This is a genomic window from Aliiroseovarius sp. F20344 (assembly GCF_023016155.1).
In the GTDB taxonomy this organism is placed as follows: domain Bacteria; phylum Pseudomonadota; class Alphaproteobacteria; order Rhodobacterales; family Rhodobacteraceae; genus Aliiroseovarius.
The window spans coordinates 184,475-201,974 of sequence record NZ_JALKBG010000006.1 but is presented as its reverse complement, the minus strand read 5'-3'; the positions used below and the strand labels follow the sequence as shown (position 1 = coordinate 201,974).

The window sequence follows — 17,500 nt, the reverse complement described above, 5'->3', positions numbered from 1 at the left end:
GGACTGTCCTTAATCTGTGGTCTGGCCCTTGCCAGTTTCATCCTATTTAGGCGCAGGGTTCCCCGTTCGGAAAGCAAATGCTGCGAAAAAGACGGAATTTCACGCATTCCAATAGGTCGATATGACATCGTCCCGCCTTCGCCCATTTGTCAGGATCGCTGTTCTTGACGCATAGCATCAGATTTCAGCAAATCCGCCAAAACATGCGGCAATTGGGGCATGCGGCACCAACGCGCAGGAAATCGCTGAAATTCACGCTACGTGTTTCTGGCATAGGTGGCATACAGAGGGTACGGTAGGGCTTGAGCAAACGGTTCACCTGTCCTGATGGACAGTATAGAAACTGTGGCAAACAGGGAACGGTGAGAATGGCAGAAAGCCAACAAAGCGACAGTCGCAAGCTCTTGGTCAGCCTGCGCGAGACCCTTGCGGCAGCGTCCGAGGGGCAAGAGCGGCTTGATCGCATCACATCACTGATTGCCGAAAGCCTTGGGGTCGAGGTGTGCTCGATCTATCTTTTCCGGGACAGCGAAACGTTGGAGCTTTGCGCGACCGAGGGGTTGAACCGTGAAGCGGTCCACCAAACGCGCCTTCGGGTCGGAGAAGGGCTTGTAGGACGCGTGGCGCGTCGGGGTCGGGTGATCAATACAGAAGACGCTCCGTCGGAACGCGGGTTCCGGTACATGCCCGAGACAGGGGAAGAGATTTACTCCAGCTTCCTGGGCGTGCCGATCCAACGTCTGGGCGAGAAGTTGGGCGTGCTGGTCATTCAGTCGAAAGACGCGCGCGTGTTCTCGGCAGATGAGCTATATGGTGTCGAGGTTGTCGCCATGGTTCTGGCCGAAATGACTGAGCTGGGTGCCTTTGTTGGTGAAGGCGAGGCGATGGGTGCGCTGCACCAGCGCCCTGCCAACTTCAAAGGTGGAATCGGGCAGGAAGGCGCTGCTGAAGGACATGTTTGGCTGCATGAACCGCGTGTGGTTGTCACCAATCCAATTGCTGATGATCCCGACATAGAACTGACCCGATTGAATGACGCGGTTGATACACTGCGCGTGTCGGTAGACGAGATGCTAGCTAATTCGCAAACCACTGACAAAGAGCAGATGCAGGTTCTGGAAGCCTATCGGATGTTTGCCAATTCCAAGGGTTGGATGCGGCGGATGACCGAGGATATCGCGCGTGGTCTATCGGCTGAAGCCGCCGTGGAGAAAGAACAATCCGCAGCACGGGCCCGGATGAGCCAAGTGCCCGACGCTTATCTGCGCGAGCGGTTGCACGACCTTGATGATCTTTCCAATCGCCTGCTGCGCATTCTAACCGGACAAGGCAAGGATACCGGGGCAGAAATGCCCGAAAACCCTATTCTGATCGCAACGAACATCGGGCCGGGAGAGCTTCTGGAATACGGCCGTGGGCTTCGCGGGATCGTGCTTGAAGAGGGCTCGGTCGCCAGTCATGCGGCCATTGTCGCGCGTGCCTTTGCCATTCCGCTCATTGTTCAGGCGGGTCACATTTCGACCGAAGCGTTGAACGGGGACCACATCTTGGTGGATGGCGAAGCGGGCGTCGTGCATTTGCGCCCGGAAGACACGATTGTTACCGCTTTCCGTGACAAGATGGCGATGGAGGCCAAACAGCAGGAACGCTATCGCAGCCTACGCGACAAGCCCGCAATGGGCCTGTGTGGGACCGAGGTGAAACTGCATATGAACGCCGGTCTGATGGCGGATTTGCCATCACTGGAAAGCTCCGGAGCACATGGGGTTGGCCTGTTCCGGACCGAGCTTCAGTTCTTGACCGTGGACAGGATCCCGCGCCGCGGTGATCTGGCCGCCACCTATGCCCGCGTAATGGACGCAGCACAGGGAAAACGTGTGACCTTCCGCACGCTCGATATCGGGTCAGACAAGGTGCTGCCCTATATGAACCCGCTGGATGAACCTAACCCGGCCTTAGGTTGGCGAGCCATTCGGGTTGGGCTGGACAAGCCCGGTGTGATGCGCATGCAGTTGCAGGCGCTCATTCGCGCCGCTGCCGGACGCCGCTTGACCGTGATGTTTCCCTTCATCGCGCAGTTGGACGAGTTCCGTGACGCGCGCGAGATGCTTCTGGCTGAGATCGAGCGCGAACGCGCGCTGGGTCATATCTTGCCTGAAAAGGTGGAGATCGGCGCGATGCTTGAAACACCGTCGATGGTCTTCGCCCCGCAGCAGTTTTTCGAGATGGCAGATTTCATCTCGATCGGCGGCAATGATTTGAAGCAGTTTTTCTATGCTGCCGATCGCGAGAATGAACGAGTTCGACGGCGCTATGACACGTTGAATGTATCCTTCCTGAACCTGGTTGAAGAGATTGTAACCCGTTGCGATGCGGCCCGCACGCCGGTCAGCTTTTGTGGAGAAGACGCCGGCAGATCTATTGAAGCAGTGTGCTTCGCAGCACTTGGCATGCGGCATCTGTCAATGCGACCGGCCTCAATCGGTCCAGTTAAGCATCTGATAAGGCGTACAAATCTGGAAGACCTAAAACAGATTATCGATGAAGCTCGGCTATCAGGCGAACAATCAGTGCGATCGGCTGTGAAAACGTGGCTGGCTGAAAACGCGGTGTAAAACGCGAATTTTTTCGCGTGCGTTCGCTTTGTTAGGCGAATCTTCAGACAATTGGAACAATAAGAGAACAGCAAAGAGGAGAAGCCCATGCTGTTTCGTGTTCTAGTCACCGGTGTGTTCACCGGCACCATCGCTGCCATCGCGGCCTTTTCACAAGGATATGGTATGATTCCGTCATTATTCGCCTACGCTCTATTCGGCGCCTTTGCAGTTGTCGGCATGGGTATCCTGACCGCCGCTGCACCAAAGCGACCCATTCCATCAAATCAATGGAAACTTGAACAATCGCGCAATCAGCGGGCTCAGCGGATCTGGCATCCCCTTTCACAAAGCCGTCGCGCGCCCTATTGGCAAGAACGGCTGGAGCGTATGGCGCGTCAAACCATTGGAGAACAGGCCAAGCCTGCCGCGATCGGTGTGTTTTCATCCGTTCGACACAATCAACCAACTTATCGGTAAGGTCCCTACCCCTTGGGTGTGATGACCCTCTGGCCCGCGCTCTCAAAACGGCGAACAGATCCGGCAACCCCTGACCAAGCGCCGCTTTCCTGATCAAAAGCCAGAACACGTTCCGGATTGGTTGGTGGCGGCATCGTCACCCCCTCCAGTTTGGAAAATCCAAAGCGTTTGTAATAGGGCGCATCCCCGACCAACATCACACGATCCCATCCAAGGCCTGCGGCTCTGTCTATGCTGTTGTGGATCAGCAATCCTCCAAGACCCTCACCCTGCCGGGTTGGGTGGACCGCGACCGGACCTAGAAGAAGCGCCGGATATTCATCTTGACCGACGATGATGACCGGCCAATAGCGAATAGCCCCGGCCAACACACCTTCTGCATCCCTGGCGACCAAAGACAGCTCAGGGATGGGCGGAACATCATCACGCAGGCGATAAGACGAAAGCGCCTCCCGCCCCGGGGCAAAGCACAGATCGTATAGGGCTTCGACCTCCCACCAGTCTGCCTGAGTTTCCTGTGCCAGAGTATACAGCTGTCAGCCCCTTCGACCTTCTTCGCCTCAATTCAAGTGCTTCACCGCACAACCAAAACGAAAAAGGCGCCGCGCTGAATAACCGTAAGGCCTTGTCGCAGACCCCTTCTATCGGCATGTATCACGCGACATGCGCCAAAAGGAAGAGGATGCAAATGTTCTATCGACCAGAAAATGGGCATGGGTTGCCACATAACCCGTTCAATGCATTGATTGTTCCACGCCCAATTGCTTGGATCTCCACGCGCGACACCGACGGACGAGAGAACCTTGCTCCCTATTCCTTCTTCAACGGCATAGCCTATGATCCCCCACAAGTGATGTTTGCCACGACCTCGGGCAAAGCAGACCGGGAAATGGGAAAGGACACTTTGGATAACATCCGCCAAACTGGCGTATTCTGCGTTCACATGGTGTCCGAAGATCTGACCGACGCGATGAACATAAGCGCCGCTGGCTTCAACAAGGATGTCGACGAAATTGAACAGGCAGGGCTGGAGCGCGTGGAGTGCGAAACCATCGCTGCCTCGCGCCTGTCCGCAGCACCCGCTGCCCTGGAATGCAAACTGACGCAAATCATCCAACTTGCTGGCGACGCAAATCACGTCTGCTTTGGACAAGTGACCGGGATCCATTTGGCTGATGACTGTATTGTCGATGGCCTGTTCGACATCACGCGTGCTCGCCCGCTCGCCCGGTTGGGATATCGCGACTATACGGTTGTGCGCGATCGCTTTGAGTTAAAACGTCCCGAAGAGTAGACGCAAGGGCACCTGCCCGCTAAGCTAGAAACTCAGCCATGGAGGGTGACATGAACAATACGGCCTGATGATCCCAACTTCGATTCAAGGAGCATACATGCCGTTTGTTTTACCCGACGCCAAGCGCGTCCACCCCGTGACCTTGCCCGATGGATTAGTCCACGACGGCACGGTTTTCCTCACCACCGTCATCGATCAGCCGAATATCGAGGTGGGCAAATTCACCTATGCCTCGGATTTCGATCCGCCGCCAGCTGATGGATGGGCCGCTCGACTTGCGCCGTATCATTTCCCAACTTCGGAAGGACGGCTGATCATCGGAAAGTTTTGCCAGATTGCCCATGGTGTGCGGTTCATTACCGCCGCTGCCAACCACGCCTATGCCGGGCTAACCAGTTTCCCATTTGGCATTTTCACATTGGATCAAGAGCCGTTCACGCAACCTGATAGCCGCGACACCCGGATTGGGCATGATGTTTGGTTGGGCTATGGCGCGATCATTTGCCCTGGCGTAAGCATCGGAAATGGCGTCATCATCGGCGCAGGTTCGGTTGTGCGATCGGATATCCCAGACTACGCAATTGTTGCCGGAAACCCGGCACAAGTTGTCAAGATGCGCTTGTCATCCGCGGATATCGACAGGATGAACAGACTGGCGTGGTGGAGCTGGCCACCTAATCAGATCGCCCGCGCGCGCGATGCGCTGGAAGCGGGCGATCTGCAAGGTTTAGAGGTGCTTGCGCCGTAAGGTCAGTGCCCGCCCAGAATTCCGGTTTTGACCGAGTAATCCACGGCGACCTCGTAGTCGGGGTCGTCGTCACTGTCGACAACCAGGTGGCCTGCTTTGGTCAGCAGGTCATGGCAGTCACGGCTGAGGTGGCGCAGCTGTGCTTTCTTGCCGAGCGCTTCGTATTTCAGCGCGACTGCTTCAATCGCTTGAAGGGCAGACTGGTCCACAACACGCGAACGCGCGAATTCGATCACGACCAGATCAGGGTCATTTTTGACATCAAACAGTTCGATGAACCCTTCAGCCGATCCAAAGAACAGCGGGCCTTCGACGTCATAGACCTTGGCCCCGTCTTCTTCGCGCGTGACGGCGTGGATGCGTGCTGCCGCGTTCCATGCATAGGCCAGCGCAGATACGATCACACCAACGACAACCGCGACCGCGAGGTCTTCATAGACTGTCACGGCGGTTACCAGCAGGATGACGAATGCGTCGGTGCGTGGAACACGGCGCAGGATTTTCAACGAGTTCCACGCGAAAGTCCCGATCACCACCATAAACATTACGCCGACCAGAGCGGCCAACGGGATCATCTCGATCCAGCTGGAGGCGACTACGATGAAGAGGAGCAGGAAAACCGCGGCGGCAATCCCAGCAATCCGGGTCCGACCACCAGAACGAACATTGATCATCGACTGACCGATCATGGCACAACCGCCCATGCCACCGAAGAAACCGGTGATCACGTTCGATGTACCTTGCGCAATGCATTCTTGCGAGGCACCGCCACGTTGGCCAGTCATCTCGCCCACAAGGTTCAAGGTCAGCAGGCTCTCGATTAGGCCGATGGCGGCCAAGATCACGGCGTAAGGCAGAATGATCCAGAAAGTCTCTAACGTGAAGGGGGCCAGTGCTGTGCCGTACAAACCCTCACCCGTGCCAAACGGGTTGTGGAAGCTGGGTAGGCCACCCTTGATGGACGCCATGTCGCCCACAGTCGGCACGTCGATGCCAAAGGCAATCACAAGCCCGGCCACAATCCCGATGCCAGCCAGTGGCGCGGGGATGATCGAAGTCAGCTTCGGCAGACCCCAGATGATCAACATGGTCAGGCCCACAAGGCCCAGCATCATGTAAAGCGGCATGCCCGTAAGCCATTCGCCCCCAGCAGCGCCATGCCCTGCGGCCTCGACCGTTCCTGGGACCTTGAATTGGGTCATCTGAGCCAGGAAAATAACGATCGCCAGACCGTTCACAAAGCCCAGCATCACCGGGTGTGGCACAAGCCTGATGAACTTACCCCAATGCATGACACCCGCAAAGACCTGCAATAGCCCCATTAAAACGACGGTTGCGAACAGGTATTCAACACCGTGTTCCGCCACCAGCGCGACCATCACAACGGCCAGCGCACCGGTTGCTCCCGAGATCATGCCGGGGCGTCCACCGATCACGGCAGTGATCAGCCCAACCATGAAGGCCGCATACAGGCCCACCAGCGGATGAACCCCTGCGACGAAGGCAAAGGCCACAGCTTCGGGCACCAGGGCCAAAGCCACGGTCAGACCCGACAGCAGCTCGGTCTTGATGCGCGCGGGCGTCAGCTCGTCATTCGGGGACAAGCGCAGATCAGGGCGTTCGATACGATTGGCAAAGCTTGCCAGCAGGGCTCGGGCCACGGGGTCACCTCATATGGGGAATTGTTCGCGATGGCGCTGTCTAACGGCTTCATGGGCTTGGGGCAATGCCTCAGATGCGAAGCCGGTTTGCAAATGCCACATGGCAACAAGCGGATCTGCGCGCTAGGGTGCGGACAACGGCATTCAGGAGGCAAACATGGACACGCATATCGGCATTATCGGTGGCTCTGGCATTTACGAAATGGAAGGGCTAGAGGATGCGGCTTGGGTGGATGTGGACAGCCCTTGGGGTGCGCCCTCTGACCAGATCCTGACAGGCCAGCTTGAAGGCGTCAACATGTCGTTCCTTCCCCGTCATGGACGCGGTCATGTGCACAGCCCGTCGGATATCCCCTATCGCGCCAATATCGACGCATTAAAACGCTTGGGGGTCACGGATGTGATTAGCGTGTCTGCTTGCGGTTCCTTCCGCGAAGAAATGGAGCCGGGCGATTTTGTTATTGTGGATCAATTCATTGACCGGACCTTTGCTCGTCCGAAAAGTTTCTTTGGATCGGGGTGCGTGGCCCATGTGGGCTTTGCCCAACCCACCTGCCCGCGCCTGTCCGACGCTTGCGTAGAAGCGGCGCGGGCTGCTGGTGTCACCGTGCATGAAGGCGGGACCTATTTGGCGATGGAAGGCCCGCAGTTTTCAACGCTGGCCGAAAGCCGGATGTATCGCGATCAGTGGGGCGCGCATGTAATCGGTATGACCAACATGCCCGAAGCAAAGCTCGCCCGGGAAGCCGAGCTTTGTTACGCCTCAGTCGCGATGGTGACGGACTACGATTGCTGGCATCCGGATCACGATGAGGTCGATGTGGCGCAAGTGATCGCGACCTTGACTGGAAACGGAGACAAGGCCAAGCGCATGGTGGCCGGTCTGCCTATGCAACTGGGCACCAACCGGGCGCCTTGCCCGCATGGGTGTGACCGCGCGTTGGGAATGGCGATCATGACGGCGCCAGACAAACGCGACCCGGACCTTCTGGCCAAATTGGATGCCATTGCGGGACGCGTGCTTTGAAACGACTGCATGGGATAGATATCGCGCGCTATTTCGCCTTCGTTGGCATGGTGTTGGTCAACTTCCGCATCGTGGCCGAGGTCGGGGCGGACGGATCTCTCCCGTCATTGATCACCAATAATCTGGAAGGACGCGCGGCTGCTCTTTTTGTTGTGCTGGCCGGCGTCGGTGCAAGCCTTGGGCGCGCGGCGTGGCATGTGACCTTGCGCCGGGCCATATTCTTGTTCGCCATCGGCATGCTGAACATGTTGGTGTTCGAAGCTGACATTCTGCATTTCTATGCGCTCTATTTCATCGTTGCGATTGGCTTCATGGCACGCCCAAACCGTTGGTTGCTCTTCGGGATTGCCGGTTTCATCCTGATCGCGACCGCCGCTCAGCTCTTCTTGGATTTCGACCGGGGCTGGAGCTGGGACACGCTGACCTATTCCGGTTTCTGGACTGTCGAAGGCTTTCTAAGACACTCCTTCTACAATGGCTGGCATCCTGTCTTCCCATGGGCTGCGTTCTTGTTGTGGGGCATGTGGCTGGGGCGGCTTTCACTGGGGCGATCGCGTGTTCAGGTCGGGCTAATTCTGGGCGGGGCTTTGGTCGCTGTAGCCGCACACATGGCCAGCGCGGTCCTGATCCATGACCCGGAAATTGGCGCGCTGATGACCACCGAACCGGTCCCCGCCGGGCCGCTTTACATGCTGGCAGGTGGGGCAACGGCAACCGCGGTTCTGGGTGCCGTCTTGATGCTGACGCCTGTCTTGCTGGCACTGCCCATTGTCCGGCGATTGTGCGATGCCATGATCGTCGCGGGCCGCCAAACTCTGACCCATTATGTGGCGCATATCCTGATTGGCATGGGCACGCTCGAGGCTATGGGGCTGCTTAGGGGCACCCTTCAGCCCGCGCAAGTTTTCTGGATATCGATCGCATATTGTGCAATTGCCGCGTTGTTCAGTTGGCTGTGGTCGCATAAGTTCAAACGCGGGCCGCTTGAGGCCACAATGCGTCTGATCACCGAGGGGAAAACATGAAATCCGTGAAAGACTATATCCGCACCATCGTGGACTTCCCGCATGAGGGCATCCTGTTTCGCGATGTGACCACTCTGTTTGCCGACCCGCGCGGGTTTCGCATGGCGGTGGACCAGATGCTGCACCCCTATGCGGGTGAGCAGATCGACAAGGTGGTCGGGCTTGAGGCACGTGGATTCATTCTGGGCGGTGCTATTGCGCACCAGCTGACTTTGGGCTTCGTGCCGATCCGCAAGAAAGGCAAACTGCCGGGTGCGACCCTGTCCGAAGCCTATACGCTGGAATATGGTGAGGCCGTGATGGAGGTGCATGACGATGCGATCCAACCCGGCGAGAAAGTATTGCTTGTCGACGACCTTCTGGCCACTGGCGGGACGGCCGAGGCCGGGATCAAGCTGATCGAACGTATGGGTGGCGAGATTATAGGCTGTTCGTTTATCGTCGACCTGCCGGAACTGGGCGGACGCAAAAAGCTGGAAGAACTTGGCATGGACGTGAATGTTTTGTGCGAATTTGAGGGTCTGTGAACCTTCACTTAACCCTCTTCTTCTATGACGGTCCTGCCTGGTTGGAGTCCAGGCGCTGCTTGTACACACGTAATCAACGTGCAACGCCCCGCTATCACCCCAGCGGGGCGTTTTTCTTTTGATCAGTCCGTGTTTGGAAAGATCACACCGGGGTTCATAATCCCCTTCGGGTCCAGCGCATGTTTGACGGCACGCATCGCGGTCAGACGGGCCGGGTCGCCGTATCGTTCCAATTCTGTGGTCTTCAAGCGGCCAACTCCATGTTCGGCGCTGAATGACCCGCCGAGTTGATGGACCAGATCGTAGACGACCTGACGAACATCGTCTTTCGCAGCCTGATGGTCTTGTTTGTTTTGCCCCTTGGGCGGGAAGACATTGTAGTGCAAATTGCCATCCCCAAGATGACCAAAGGCATTCACGCGGAACGGCCCAAGCTGGGCCAGCTCATGGTCCGCCTTGTTCAAAAACTCCGGGACCACGGACAGTGGCAAAGATATATCATGCGAGCTGATAGCCCCGACCGCCTTGTTGGCTAGAGGAATTTCCTCACGCAACTTCCATAGCGCCGCCCGTTGGGTTTCAGATTGTGCGATGACGCCATCCGCTACTAACCCTGCTTCCTGAGCCGCTTCAAAGAGCGAGAGCAATGCCTCTTCTGGATCATCCGACGGACCAAGCCCCAAATCAATCAACACCGACCAATCCGGACGGGATTGGAAGGGCTGTGGGCCACCCAACCCAGCCTCGGACAGGAACTCAAGCCCGGTGCCTTTGATCAGTTCAAACGCGCTGATCCCCTGCCCCATATGCGCCTGCGCCATGGCCAGAAGATCGAGCGCCGCCAACGGATCACGCACAATTAACAACGCGGTTCCAGTCCGCGCAGGCCGTGGGAAGAGGCGCAGGCTGGCCGCTGTAATCACGCCCAACGTGCCCTCGGCCCCGCACAGCAAACTGCGCAGATCATATCCCGTGTTGTCCTTGCGAAGCCGCTTCAGGCCGTGGTGCACGGTTCCGTCCGGCAAAACAGCTTCGATCCCCAAACACAGATCGCGCGCCGAGCCATAGCGCAACACGTTCACGCCGCCCGCATTGGTCGACAGACAGCCACCAATCCGGCACGACCCCTCGGATGCAAGCGAGAGTGGGAACAGACGGTCAGTCCCTTCCGCCGCGGATTGAATGTCGGCCAGAATAGCTCCGGCCTCGGCCACCAGCACATTTTCAGTCGCATGAATATCGCGAATGCGGATCATCCGCTCCAAGCTGAGGATCACAGGCGTTGCGTCCGGCATAACCTGTCCGCCAACCAGCCCGGTGCCGCCCCCATAGGGGACCACCGGGACACTGGCGTCAGAACACATGCGCAGGATCAGTGCGACCTCATCGGTTGATCCTGGGGTCAGCAGAAGCCCGCCAGCGCCATGAAACAGGCCGCGCGGCTCTTCCAGATAGGCTGGGCTAAGCGATCGAAATGCAGCGTCGGGTAGAAGCCCGCGCAATGTCGCCTCGAATGTCGCATCTGCCTTGTTCACGTGCGTCCTCATTGAAACACATAGCGTGCGTACGGCGCAGAAAGGTTACCCAGCTTGCGTACGGCCACGTCTGTCGGAACGCAGGTTGGCATAGAGAACATGATTGCGCCAGCGTCCGTTAATCTGAAGGTAACTTTGCGCCACGCCTTCGTACTTGTAGCCGACCTTTTCCAGCACCCCGCGTGAGGCCGCGTTTTCAGGCAGGCATCCGGCCTCGAGCCGTGACAGATCGAGCTCGCTAAAGGCGTAGTGAACCAGCGCCTCTAGCCCTTCGCGCATGTATCCCTGACGGGCAAAGCGTTCGCCCACCCAATATCCGGTCGTGCCTGCCTGTGACGGGCCACGGCGGATATTGTCGAGCGTAACCGCCCCCAACAGGACGTTGTCCTGCCTGCGAAACATGAATAGTGGAAGCGCGGTGCCGCCTGCGACCGAACGATTGGCCCAATACACGCGATTTGTGAAACTCTTGCGCGTCAGGTGATCCGGCGCCCATGTGGGTTCCCAAGGGGATAGGAAATCTCGGCTGGCGGCCCGAAGTGCAGCCCAAGCGCGATAGTCGCCATGCATTGGCGGACGAAGCGTCATACGCTCGGTTTCGATCCGAACCTTCTTGGGTCGTGAGAACATCAAGCTGCGCGCCTTTCCTGAAGCGCCTCCAGGCTTTCGGCTTTCGCAGCGGGGCCATAGACAGCCATCGCCATGGCACCCTGCGACAGCGAGGCGCCGAAGTCGCGCAGGTCTTGCAGAGTGACGGCTTCGATTTTCTCGACTGTTTCGGCCAGCGTCGGGACATGGCCCCAAATGCCAACCAAACGCGCCATACGTTCGGCGCGCGCTGACGGGCTTTCCAGCCCCATCAAAAGACCCGCTTTCATCTGCGTGCGGGCGCGTTCTAGTTCCCGATCGCTCATATCTGTTGTGGCGCGCTTCATCTCATCAATGCAGAGGCCCGACAGGGCGGCAATATCGTCGCCCGATGTGCCCGCATAAACAGTCATCATGCCGGTGTCGTCATATGATCCGACTTGCGAGAAAATCGAGTAGCACAGCCCACGCTTTTCACGCACTTCCTGGAAGAGTCGCGAGGACATTCCCCCACCCAGCGCCGAGCTGTAGAGCTGCGCCGCGTAGAAGCCTTCATCACGATAGGACGGAGCTTCGAACCCCAGCGTGAAATGCACCTGCTCCAGCGCGTCGTTAATTTCGACATGCGCACCTGATGTCCAGCGCGCCGGATCGGGAAGAAGCACAGGGCGTGGTGCCAATCCACCAAAAGCTGCCTCGGCCAAACGCAGGATTTCATCGTGGTTTACAGCCCCGGCCGCAGACAAGATCAGCTGATCCGGCCCATAGTGCTGACCAACGAAACCCGACAAATCATCGCGTCCAAAGGACTTCACCCGCTCGGACGGACCAAGGATGGTGCGGCCGATGGGCTGATCTGGGAAGGCGGCTTCTTGCAGCCAGTCGAACACCACATCGTCCGGGGTATCCAGAGCCTGACCAATCTCTTGCAGGATCACGCCGCGTTCAATCTCGATCTCACCCGTGTCAAAGACCGGGTTCAGAACGATGTCGGAAATCACGTCGAGCCCAAGTGCCACATCGTCCTTCAGGACACGCACGTAATAGGCCGTAACCTCGCGCGAGGTATAAGCGTTGATGTACCCGCCAACGTCTTCGATCGCTTCGGCAATCTCAAGCGCTGAACGCTTCTTGGTGCCTTTGAAGGCCATGTGTTCAAGAAAATGCGCGATCCCGTTTTGGGCCTTCGTTTCGTGACGGCCACCCGCCATCACCCAAACCCCCAAAGAGGCACTTTCCAGCCCGGGCATGTGTTCTGTGACGACGCGCACGCCGTTGGAAAGACGGTCCAGACGCACGGTCATGCAGATACGGCCTTTCCGGTGCGTTCGAGGATCAGGGTTTTCAACGCGCCCAAATCGTTGGCCACACGAGTCACACGCTCGTCTCGGTCAAAGAGATCCGCCATGCGCGGCGGCAAAGGCGCGTCTTGGCCACAGGCATCTTTCACGGCAGCGGGGAACTTTGCGGGATGTGCGGTGGCAAGCGTGATCATCGGGCTGTCGCCCAAGTGTTCGTTTGCCACTTTCACACCGACAGCCGAATGCGGGCAGAGAACCTCGCCCGTCGTGGCAAAGCTGGTTTTAATCTGCGCCATCGTTTCGTCTTCCGACGCACGACCCGAGGTGAATTGTTCTTTCAGATACTCCATCGCGCCTTGGCTGATGCTGAAGCCCCCATCGTTCAGATCAGACATCTGATCTGCGACCGCTTTGCCATCGCGCCCATAGGCGTCAAACAGCGCTCGTTCAAAGTTCGAGGACACTTGAATGTCCATCGACGGGCTGATCGAGGGCGTGACGCCCGCCTTGGTGTAAGCACCCGTTTCCATCGTGCGATGTAGGATGTCGTTTTGGTTCGTTGCGATCACCAGCTGATCAATCGGCAGACCCATCTTCTTGGCAATATAGCCCGCGAAGATGTCGCCAAAGTTGCCCGTAGGCACAGTGAAGCTGATTTCGCGATCCGGGGCACCCAGCGATACAGCGGACGAGAAGTAGTACACCACCTGCGCCAGAACACGCGCCCAGTTGATCGAATTTACACCCGCCAGCTTCACACCGTCGCGGAACTCAAAATCATTGAACATGTCTTTCAAACGCGCCTGGCAGTCGTCGAAGTCTCCATCCATGGCCAGCGCATGCACGTTGCTTTCCGGCGGCGTGGTCATCTGACGGCGCTGAACCTCAGACACGCGGCCATGCGGGAACAGGATGAACACGTCGACCGCGTCCAGACCTTTGAACGCTTCGATGGCGGCGGACCCGGTGTCTCCGGAAGTTGCACCAACGATGGTCACCTTTTCGCCGCGACGGCTGAGGGCCACTTGAAAAAGTTGACCAATCAGTTGCATTGCGAAATCTTTGAACGCCAGCGTCGGGCCGTGGAAAAGCTCCAACAGGAAATGGTTCGGACCCAGCTGCACCAGCGGCGCACGCGCGTCATGGCCGAATCCGGCATAGGCCTTGGCGATGATCTGACGGAACTCATCGTCAGTGAAGCTTTCGCCCACGAAAGGCTGCATCACGCGAAAGGCGATTTCCTCGTAGGACAGGCCAGCAAGTGCTGCGATCTCATCATTCGACATGGTCGGGATGGTTTCCGGCACATACAAGCCACCATCGCGCGCAAGGCCGGTCAGCATAGCCTCTTCAAAGCTAAGTACAGGGGCATCACCACGGGTCGAGATATAGCGCATCGAATTTGAGTCCTTCAGGGGTTTCGGCGCTTCTTACGCCAAAGCAAGGTGAGTGTCATCACCGACCATGTGAGCGCCAGCAAAAACCATGTCCCTGCGTATTCAAGGTGACGGTTGGGCACGCCTTCCGAAGTGACGGGCAGGGGCAGCACATTCGGCTCAGCCGGGGTCATTTCGCGTGTGATGACAAGGATGGGCTTCGTGCTCAGCGTGTCGGCCATCTGATCCAAATCGCGGGCAAACCACGTGTTGCCCACCACGTCGTTGTCGGGGGTCGAGCTGCGCCGGTCATCAGGCCAATGTAGATTGCCTTCGATGGTGACAGGACCGGCGGGCACTGGCGGCATCTCGTCGGCCACACGGATAAACCCACGGTCGATCAGAATCGGGCCCTGATCGGTCTGCAAAGGAGAGATAAGCCGAAACCCCGCCCCCGCTGCTTTGGTGGAAACAAGGACGCGCAAGGTCGCATCGTCCATCTGACCCGAGACCGTCACGGGCAGGTAGGTGTCGCGTGCCTTGTCGGGAACCACTGGCAAGGACACCGGATCGGCGGCGATGCGCGCGTCGATCTCAGCCAGCACGCCCTCTTTCCACTTCAGGCGCTGCACCTGCCATGTACCAAGCCCGATGAACAGGGCCAGCACGGCAAGGCTGAGAATGATGGCAATGGCTTGTCGCATGAGGGAAACCCGAAATGAGAAAGGCGCGAGAGGTTGCCCCCTCGCGCCCCTTGCTTAGGACTATTTGCAGGTCAGGTTCAACCGCCCCAGATGTAAACAGCCGCGAACAGGAACAGCCAAACAACGTCAACGAAGTGCCAGTACCAAGCGGCGGCTTCAAAGCCGACGTGGCTTTCGGGGGTGAAGTGACCCTTCATCGCGCGCAGCAGGCAGACGAACAGGAAGATGGTGCCGACGATCACGTGGAAGCCGTGGAAGCCAGTCGCCATGAAGAAGTTCACGCCATAGATGTTGCCTGAGAATTCAAAGGCCGCGTGGCTGTATTCGTACGCCTGGAAGATGGTGAAGATCACACCCAGGATTACGGCCAGCGTCAGACCCCAAACAAGGTCTTTGCGGTTGTTTTCATGCGCAATGGCGTGGTGCGCCCAAGTCACGGCGCAACCCGACAGCAACAGGATCAGCGTGTTGATCAGCGGCAGGTGCCACGGATCGAAGGTTTCGATCCCAGCGGGCGGCCAAACACCATCGATGGCGGGCGAGCCTTCTGTCATGGGGTACATGGCGTGTTTGAAGAAGCTCCAGAACCACGCCACGAAGAACATAACCTCGGACATGATGAACAGGATCACGCCGTAACGCAGGCCGATTTTCACAACCGAGGTGTGGTCACCGGTTTCGCCTTCGTGCACGATATCCGACCACCAGGCGAACATGACGTAGAGAACACCAGCCAACCCGATGAAGAACAACCAAGGCATGCCATTGGCCATCCACTGAACGGCGCCGAAAAGCATAACGAAGCCCGCAAGAGCGCCCAGGAATGGGTTCACCGAAGGTGGTAGAATGTGATAATCGTGGTTCTTTGCATGTGCCATAAGCGTATAGTCCCTGTTCTTCTGGCGTCAGTTTTGCACAACCGTCTGAGGCGGATCAAGCGATGCGACCTCTTCTGGCAATTCGGTTTCGTGGAACGTGTAAGACAATGTGATTGCATTCACATATTTTGCCTCACGATCCTCGATGATTTCGGGGTCCACGTAGAAGGTGACCGGCATGGTCACGCGTTCTCCGGGTTGCAGCACCTGCTCTTCAAAGCAGAAGCAATCGATCTTGGTGAAAAAGCCACCCGCCGAGAAGGGGGCCACGTTGTAGCTAGCGGTGCCGGCCACCGGGCGGTCGGTCGGGTTATAGGCCTCGTAGAACGCCAAACCGGTTTCGCCCAGACGGATCTCCATCTCATGCTGGACGGGTTTGAACTCCCACGGCATGCCGCGTTCTTTGGAAGCGTCGAAACGCACCAGCACTGTTCGGTCCAGCACCACGTCGGATGCGCCTTCAGCGGTCGCGGTTTCACCGCCAAAGCCGGTGACACGACAGAACCAGTCATAAAACGGCACCGACGCCCAGCTGAGCGATCCCATCAGGATCACCACACCAACGGCTTTTGCCGCAGTTTTCTGAGGTTGCGTCAGGCTCATTTAGTCGCCTCGGTGGTTGCTTCGGGTTGATAGATCTCACCCACTTTGGCCACGGTCAGGCCGTAGACAAGGGCAACAAAGCCAACCAGCACCAAGCCCAGCCCGACATTGCGGGAAAAGCGGCGCTTGTGCAGTTCGTGTTCAGCTTTGATCGCCATTAGCCCCAGCCTCCCAGACCGAAAGGTTTCAGCGATGCTTCAATCAGCAGTGCACCATAATGCAGGAATAGATAAGCCAGCGACAGTTTGAACAAGCCACGTTCGGCTTTGTGTGTGTCTGCTTCGCTGTCTTCATCCGTGCGACGGAAGACGTCCCATGCACCTTTGATGAACATGGCGTTCAGTACCAGCGCAATCACCATATAGGTGGGTCCGCCGACCGAGGTCAGGCCCAGCGCAATCGCAACAGCGGCCAATGCGAAAGTGTAGCCAAGGATATGGGCGCGGGTTGTTTTGCGTCCGTGGGTCACGGTCAGCATCGGCACGCCCGCATTGGCGTAGTCGCCCTTGGTGAACAGTGCCAGCGCCCAGAAATGGGGCGGCGTCCACGCGAAAGTAAGGGCAAACATCAGAACGCTTTCGATCGAGATCCCACCAGTGGCCACAGCCCAGCCGATCATCGGAGGGAACGCACCCGCCGCGCCACCGATCACGATGTTCTGCGGGGTCCAGCGTTTCAGCCACATCGTGTAGATCACGACGTAAAAGAAGATGGTGAAGGCCAGCAGTGCTGCGGCCATGAAGTTAGAGGCCAGCCCCAGCATAACCACGGCCATGACAGAGAGGGCGATACCGATGGCAAACGCTTCGCCTTCTTCAACCTTGCCTGAAGGGATCGGCCGCGACTGCGTGCGCTTCATCTTGCGGTCGATATCCGCATCCCACCACATGTTCAGAGCGCCCGAGGCACCTCCGCCCACAGCAATGAACAGAATCGAAGCCAAACCTACAATGGGGTTCACACTAACAGGTGCGACCAACAGCCCGACAAGGGCCGTAAAGACAACCAAAGACATCACGCGCGGCTTCAGAAGCGCGAAATAATCCCCAAAACCGGCTTCGCCGGTCTCGGTCTTGGAGGTTTGAATACTGGCGTCGCTCATGTTGATTTGGCGCTTTGGCTAGGGTCTTTTGCACAAACCGCCCCAGTGGGGCGGCAG

18 protein-coding genes are annotated in these 17,500 nt (G+C 57.9%); 7 read left to right on the top strand and 11 right to left on the bottom strand.

The annotated features are described in order from the left end of the window. Positions 1-368: 368 nt before the first annotated feature. Together ptsP and MWU55_RS06715 are read left to right on the top strand one after the other, a co-directional pair. Positions 369-2,615 carry a phosphoenolpyruvate--protein phosphotransferase gene (gene ptsP / locus MWU55_RS06720; RefSeq protein ID WP_246935150.1) on the top strand — a complete coding sequence of 749 codons (2,247 nt, stop codon included), beginning with the start codon at positions 369-371 and terminating at the stop codon, positions 2,613-2,615. Between the two features lie 87 nt (positions 2,616-2,702). After that, a complete protein-coding gene (locus MWU55_RS06715; protein WP_246935142.1) occupies positions 2,703-3,074 on the top strand; it encodes a hypothetical protein in 372 nt (123 codons plus the stop codon). A 5-nt stretch (positions 3,075-3,079) separates the two neighbouring features. Here MWU55_RS06715 and MWU55_RS06710 read toward each other — a convergent pair whose 3' ends face one another. After that, positions 3,080-3,607, bottom strand: coding sequence for an N-acetyltransferase (locus tag MWU55_RS06710; RefSeq protein WP_246935696.1), 528 nt, complete (start codon positions 3,605-3,607; stop codon positions 3,080-3,082). Positions 3,608-3,762: 155 nt separating this feature from the next. Here MWU55_RS06710 and MWU55_RS06705 point away from each other — a divergent pair, with 155 nt between their 5' ends. Next, positions 3,763-4,368 (top strand): flavin reductase family protein, encoded by a 606-nt coding sequence (locus MWU55_RS06705; protein ID WP_246935140.1) that lies wholly within the window; start codon positions 3,763-3,765, stop codon positions 4,366-4,368. A 97-nt stretch (positions 4,369-4,465) separates the two neighbouring features. Further along, complete coding sequence (locus tag MWU55_RS06700) at positions 4,466-5,116, top strand: CatB-related O-acetyltransferase (RefSeq protein ID WP_246935138.1); 651 nt, start codon at positions 4,466-4,468, stop codon at positions 5,114-5,116. Positions 5,117-5,118: 2 nt separating this feature from the next. On the opposite strand, the gene MWU55_RS06695 is transcribed toward MWU55_RS06700, so the two are convergent. Next, entirely contained in the window at positions 5,119-6,777 is a 1,659-nt protein-coding gene (locus tag MWU55_RS06695; protein ID WP_246935137.1) for a SulP family inorganic anion transporter, read from the bottom strand. Positions 6,778-6,934: 157 nt separating this feature from the next. Here MWU55_RS06695 and MWU55_RS06690 point away from each other — a divergent pair, with 157 nt between their 5' ends. Genes MWU55_RS06690 through MWU55_RS06680 form a run of 3 tightly spaced genes read left to right on the top strand, consistent with a single transcriptional unit; the run spans position 6,935 to position 9,356 of the window. After that, the gene (locus MWU55_RS06690) at positions 6,935-7,804 is read left to right on the top strand and encodes an S-methyl-5'-thioadenosine phosphorylase (protein WP_246935135.1); all 870 of its coding nucleotides are present in this window, start codon (positions 6,935-6,937) and stop codon (positions 7,802-7,804) included. Beyond that, the gene (locus tag MWU55_RS06685) at positions 7,801-8,829 is read left to right on the top strand and encodes a heparan-alpha-glucosaminide N-acetyltransferase domain-containing protein (protein WP_246935134.1); all 1,029 of its coding nucleotides are present in this window, start codon (positions 7,801-7,803) and stop codon (positions 8,827-8,829) included. The genes MWU55_RS06690 and MWU55_RS06685 overlap by 4 nt, the downstream gene beginning before the upstream one ends. After that, complete coding sequence (locus MWU55_RS06680) at positions 8,826-9,356, top strand: adenine phosphoribosyltransferase (RefSeq protein ID WP_246935133.1); 531 nt, start codon at positions 8,826-8,828, stop codon at positions 9,354-9,356. The genes MWU55_RS06685 and MWU55_RS06680 overlap by 4 nt, the downstream gene beginning before the upstream one ends. Positions 9,357-9,478: 122 nt before the next feature. Here MWU55_RS06680 and MWU55_RS06675 read toward each other — a convergent pair whose 3' ends face one another. The 9 genes from MWU55_RS06675 to cyoE all read right to left on the bottom strand — a co-directional run bounded on the left by MWU55_RS06675 (position 9,479) and on the right by cyoE (position 17,443). Continuing rightward, complete coding sequence (locus tag MWU55_RS06675) at positions 9,479-10,891, bottom strand: FAD-binding oxidoreductase (RefSeq protein WP_246935132.1); 1,413 nt, start codon at positions 10,889-10,891, stop codon at positions 9,479-9,481. 45 nt (positions 10,892-10,936) lie between these two features. Then, a complete protein-coding gene (locus MWU55_RS06670) occupies positions 10,937-11,521 on the bottom strand; it encodes a GNAT family protein (RefSeq protein WP_246935130.1) in 585 nt (194 codons plus the stop codon). Then, positions 11,521-12,783, bottom strand: coding sequence for a pitrilysin family protein (locus tag MWU55_RS06665; protein WP_246935128.1), 1,263 nt, complete (start codon positions 12,781-12,783; stop codon positions 11,521-11,523). The genes MWU55_RS06670 and MWU55_RS06665 overlap by 1 nt, the downstream gene beginning before the upstream one ends. Further along, positions 12,780-14,177 carry a threonine synthase gene (gene thrC, locus MWU55_RS06660; RefSeq protein WP_246935127.1) on the bottom strand — a complete coding sequence of 466 codons (1,398 nt, stop codon included), beginning with the start codon at positions 14,175-14,177 and terminating at the stop codon, positions 12,780-12,782. Before thrC ends, MWU55_RS06665 begins: the two co-directional genes overlap by 4 nt. Positions 14,178-14,191: 14 nt before the next feature. Next, positions 14,192-14,860 (bottom strand): SURF1 family protein, encoded by a 669-nt coding sequence (locus MWU55_RS06655; protein WP_246935126.1) that lies wholly within the window; start codon positions 14,858-14,860, stop codon positions 14,192-14,194. 77 nt (positions 14,861-14,937) lie between these two features. Then, a complete protein-coding gene (locus MWU55_RS06650) occupies positions 14,938-15,738 on the bottom strand; it encodes a cytochrome c oxidase subunit 3 (protein WP_246935125.1) in 801 nt (266 codons plus the stop codon). Between the two features lie 27 nt (positions 15,739-15,765). Next, positions 15,766-16,341, bottom strand: coding sequence for a cytochrome c oxidase assembly protein (locus MWU55_RS06645; RefSeq protein WP_246935123.1), 576 nt, complete (start codon positions 16,339-16,341; stop codon positions 15,766-15,768). Continuing rightward, on the bottom strand, positions 16,338-16,499 hold the full coding sequence (locus MWU55_RS06640) for a hypothetical protein (RefSeq protein WP_246935122.1): 162 nt from the start codon (positions 16,497-16,499) through the stop codon (positions 16,338-16,340). The genes MWU55_RS06645 and MWU55_RS06640 overlap by 4 nt, the downstream gene beginning before the upstream one ends. Next, positions 16,499-17,443 (bottom strand): heme o synthase, encoded by a 945-nt coding sequence (gene cyoE / locus MWU55_RS06635; protein ID WP_246935121.1) that lies wholly within the window; start codon positions 17,441-17,443, stop codon positions 16,499-16,501. The genes MWU55_RS06640 and cyoE overlap by 1 nt, the downstream gene beginning before the upstream one ends. Positions 17,444-17,500 lie beyond the last annotated feature (57 nt).

Bases quoted from the DNA above. Each gene is read 5' to 3' on its own strand.
- MWU55_RS06670 (WP_246935130.1), bottom strand. From the start codon at position 11,521: ATGTTCTCACGACCCAAGAAGGTTCGGATCGAAACCGAGCGTATGACG.
- ptsP (WP_246935150.1), top strand. From the start codon at position 369: ATGGCAGAAAGCCAACAAAGCGACAGTCGCAAGCTCTTGGTCAGCCTG.
- cyoE (WP_246935121.1), bottom strand. From the start codon at position 17,443: ATGAGCGACGCCAGTATTCAAACCTCCAAGACCGAGACCGGCGAAGCC.
- MWU55_RS06640 (WP_246935122.1), bottom strand. From the start codon at position 16,499: ATGGCGATCAAAGCTGAACACGAACTGCACAAGCGCCGCTTTTCCCGC.
- MWU55_RS06655 (WP_246935126.1), bottom strand. From the start codon at position 14,860: ATGCGACAAGCCATTGCCATCATTCTCAGCCTTGCCGTGCTGGCCCTG.
- MWU55_RS06650 (WP_246935125.1), bottom strand. From the start codon at position 15,738: ATGGCACATGCAAAGAACCACGATTATCACATTCTACCACCTTCGGTG.
- MWU55_RS06690 (WP_246935135.1), top strand. From the start codon at position 6,935: ATGGACACGCATATCGGCATTATCGGTGGCTCTGGCATTTACGAAATG.
- MWU55_RS06680 (WP_246935133.1), top strand. From the start codon at position 8,826: ATGAAATCCGTGAAAGACTATATCCGCACCATCGTGGACTTCCCGCAT.
- MWU55_RS06645 (WP_246935123.1), bottom strand. From the start codon at position 16,341: ATGAGCCTGACGCAACCTCAGAAAACTGCGGCAAAAGCCGTTGGTGTG.
- MWU55_RS06715 (WP_246935142.1), top strand. From the start codon at position 2,703: ATGCTGTTTCGTGTTCTAGTCACCGGTGTGTTCACCGGCACCATCGCT.
- MWU55_RS06705 (WP_246935140.1), top strand. From the start codon at position 3,763: ATGTTCTATCGACCAGAAAATGGGCATGGGTTGCCACATAACCCGTTC.
- thrC (WP_246935127.1), bottom strand. From the start codon at position 14,177: ATGCGCTATATCTCGACCCGTGGTGATGCCCCTGTACTTAGCTTTGAA.
- MWU55_RS06700 (WP_246935138.1), top strand. From the start codon at position 4,466: ATGCCGTTTGTTTTACCCGACGCCAAGCGCGTCCACCCCGTGACCTTG.
- MWU55_RS06665 (WP_246935128.1), bottom strand. From the start codon at position 12,783: ATGACCGTGCGTCTGGACCGTCTTTCCAACGGCGTGCGCGTCGTCACA.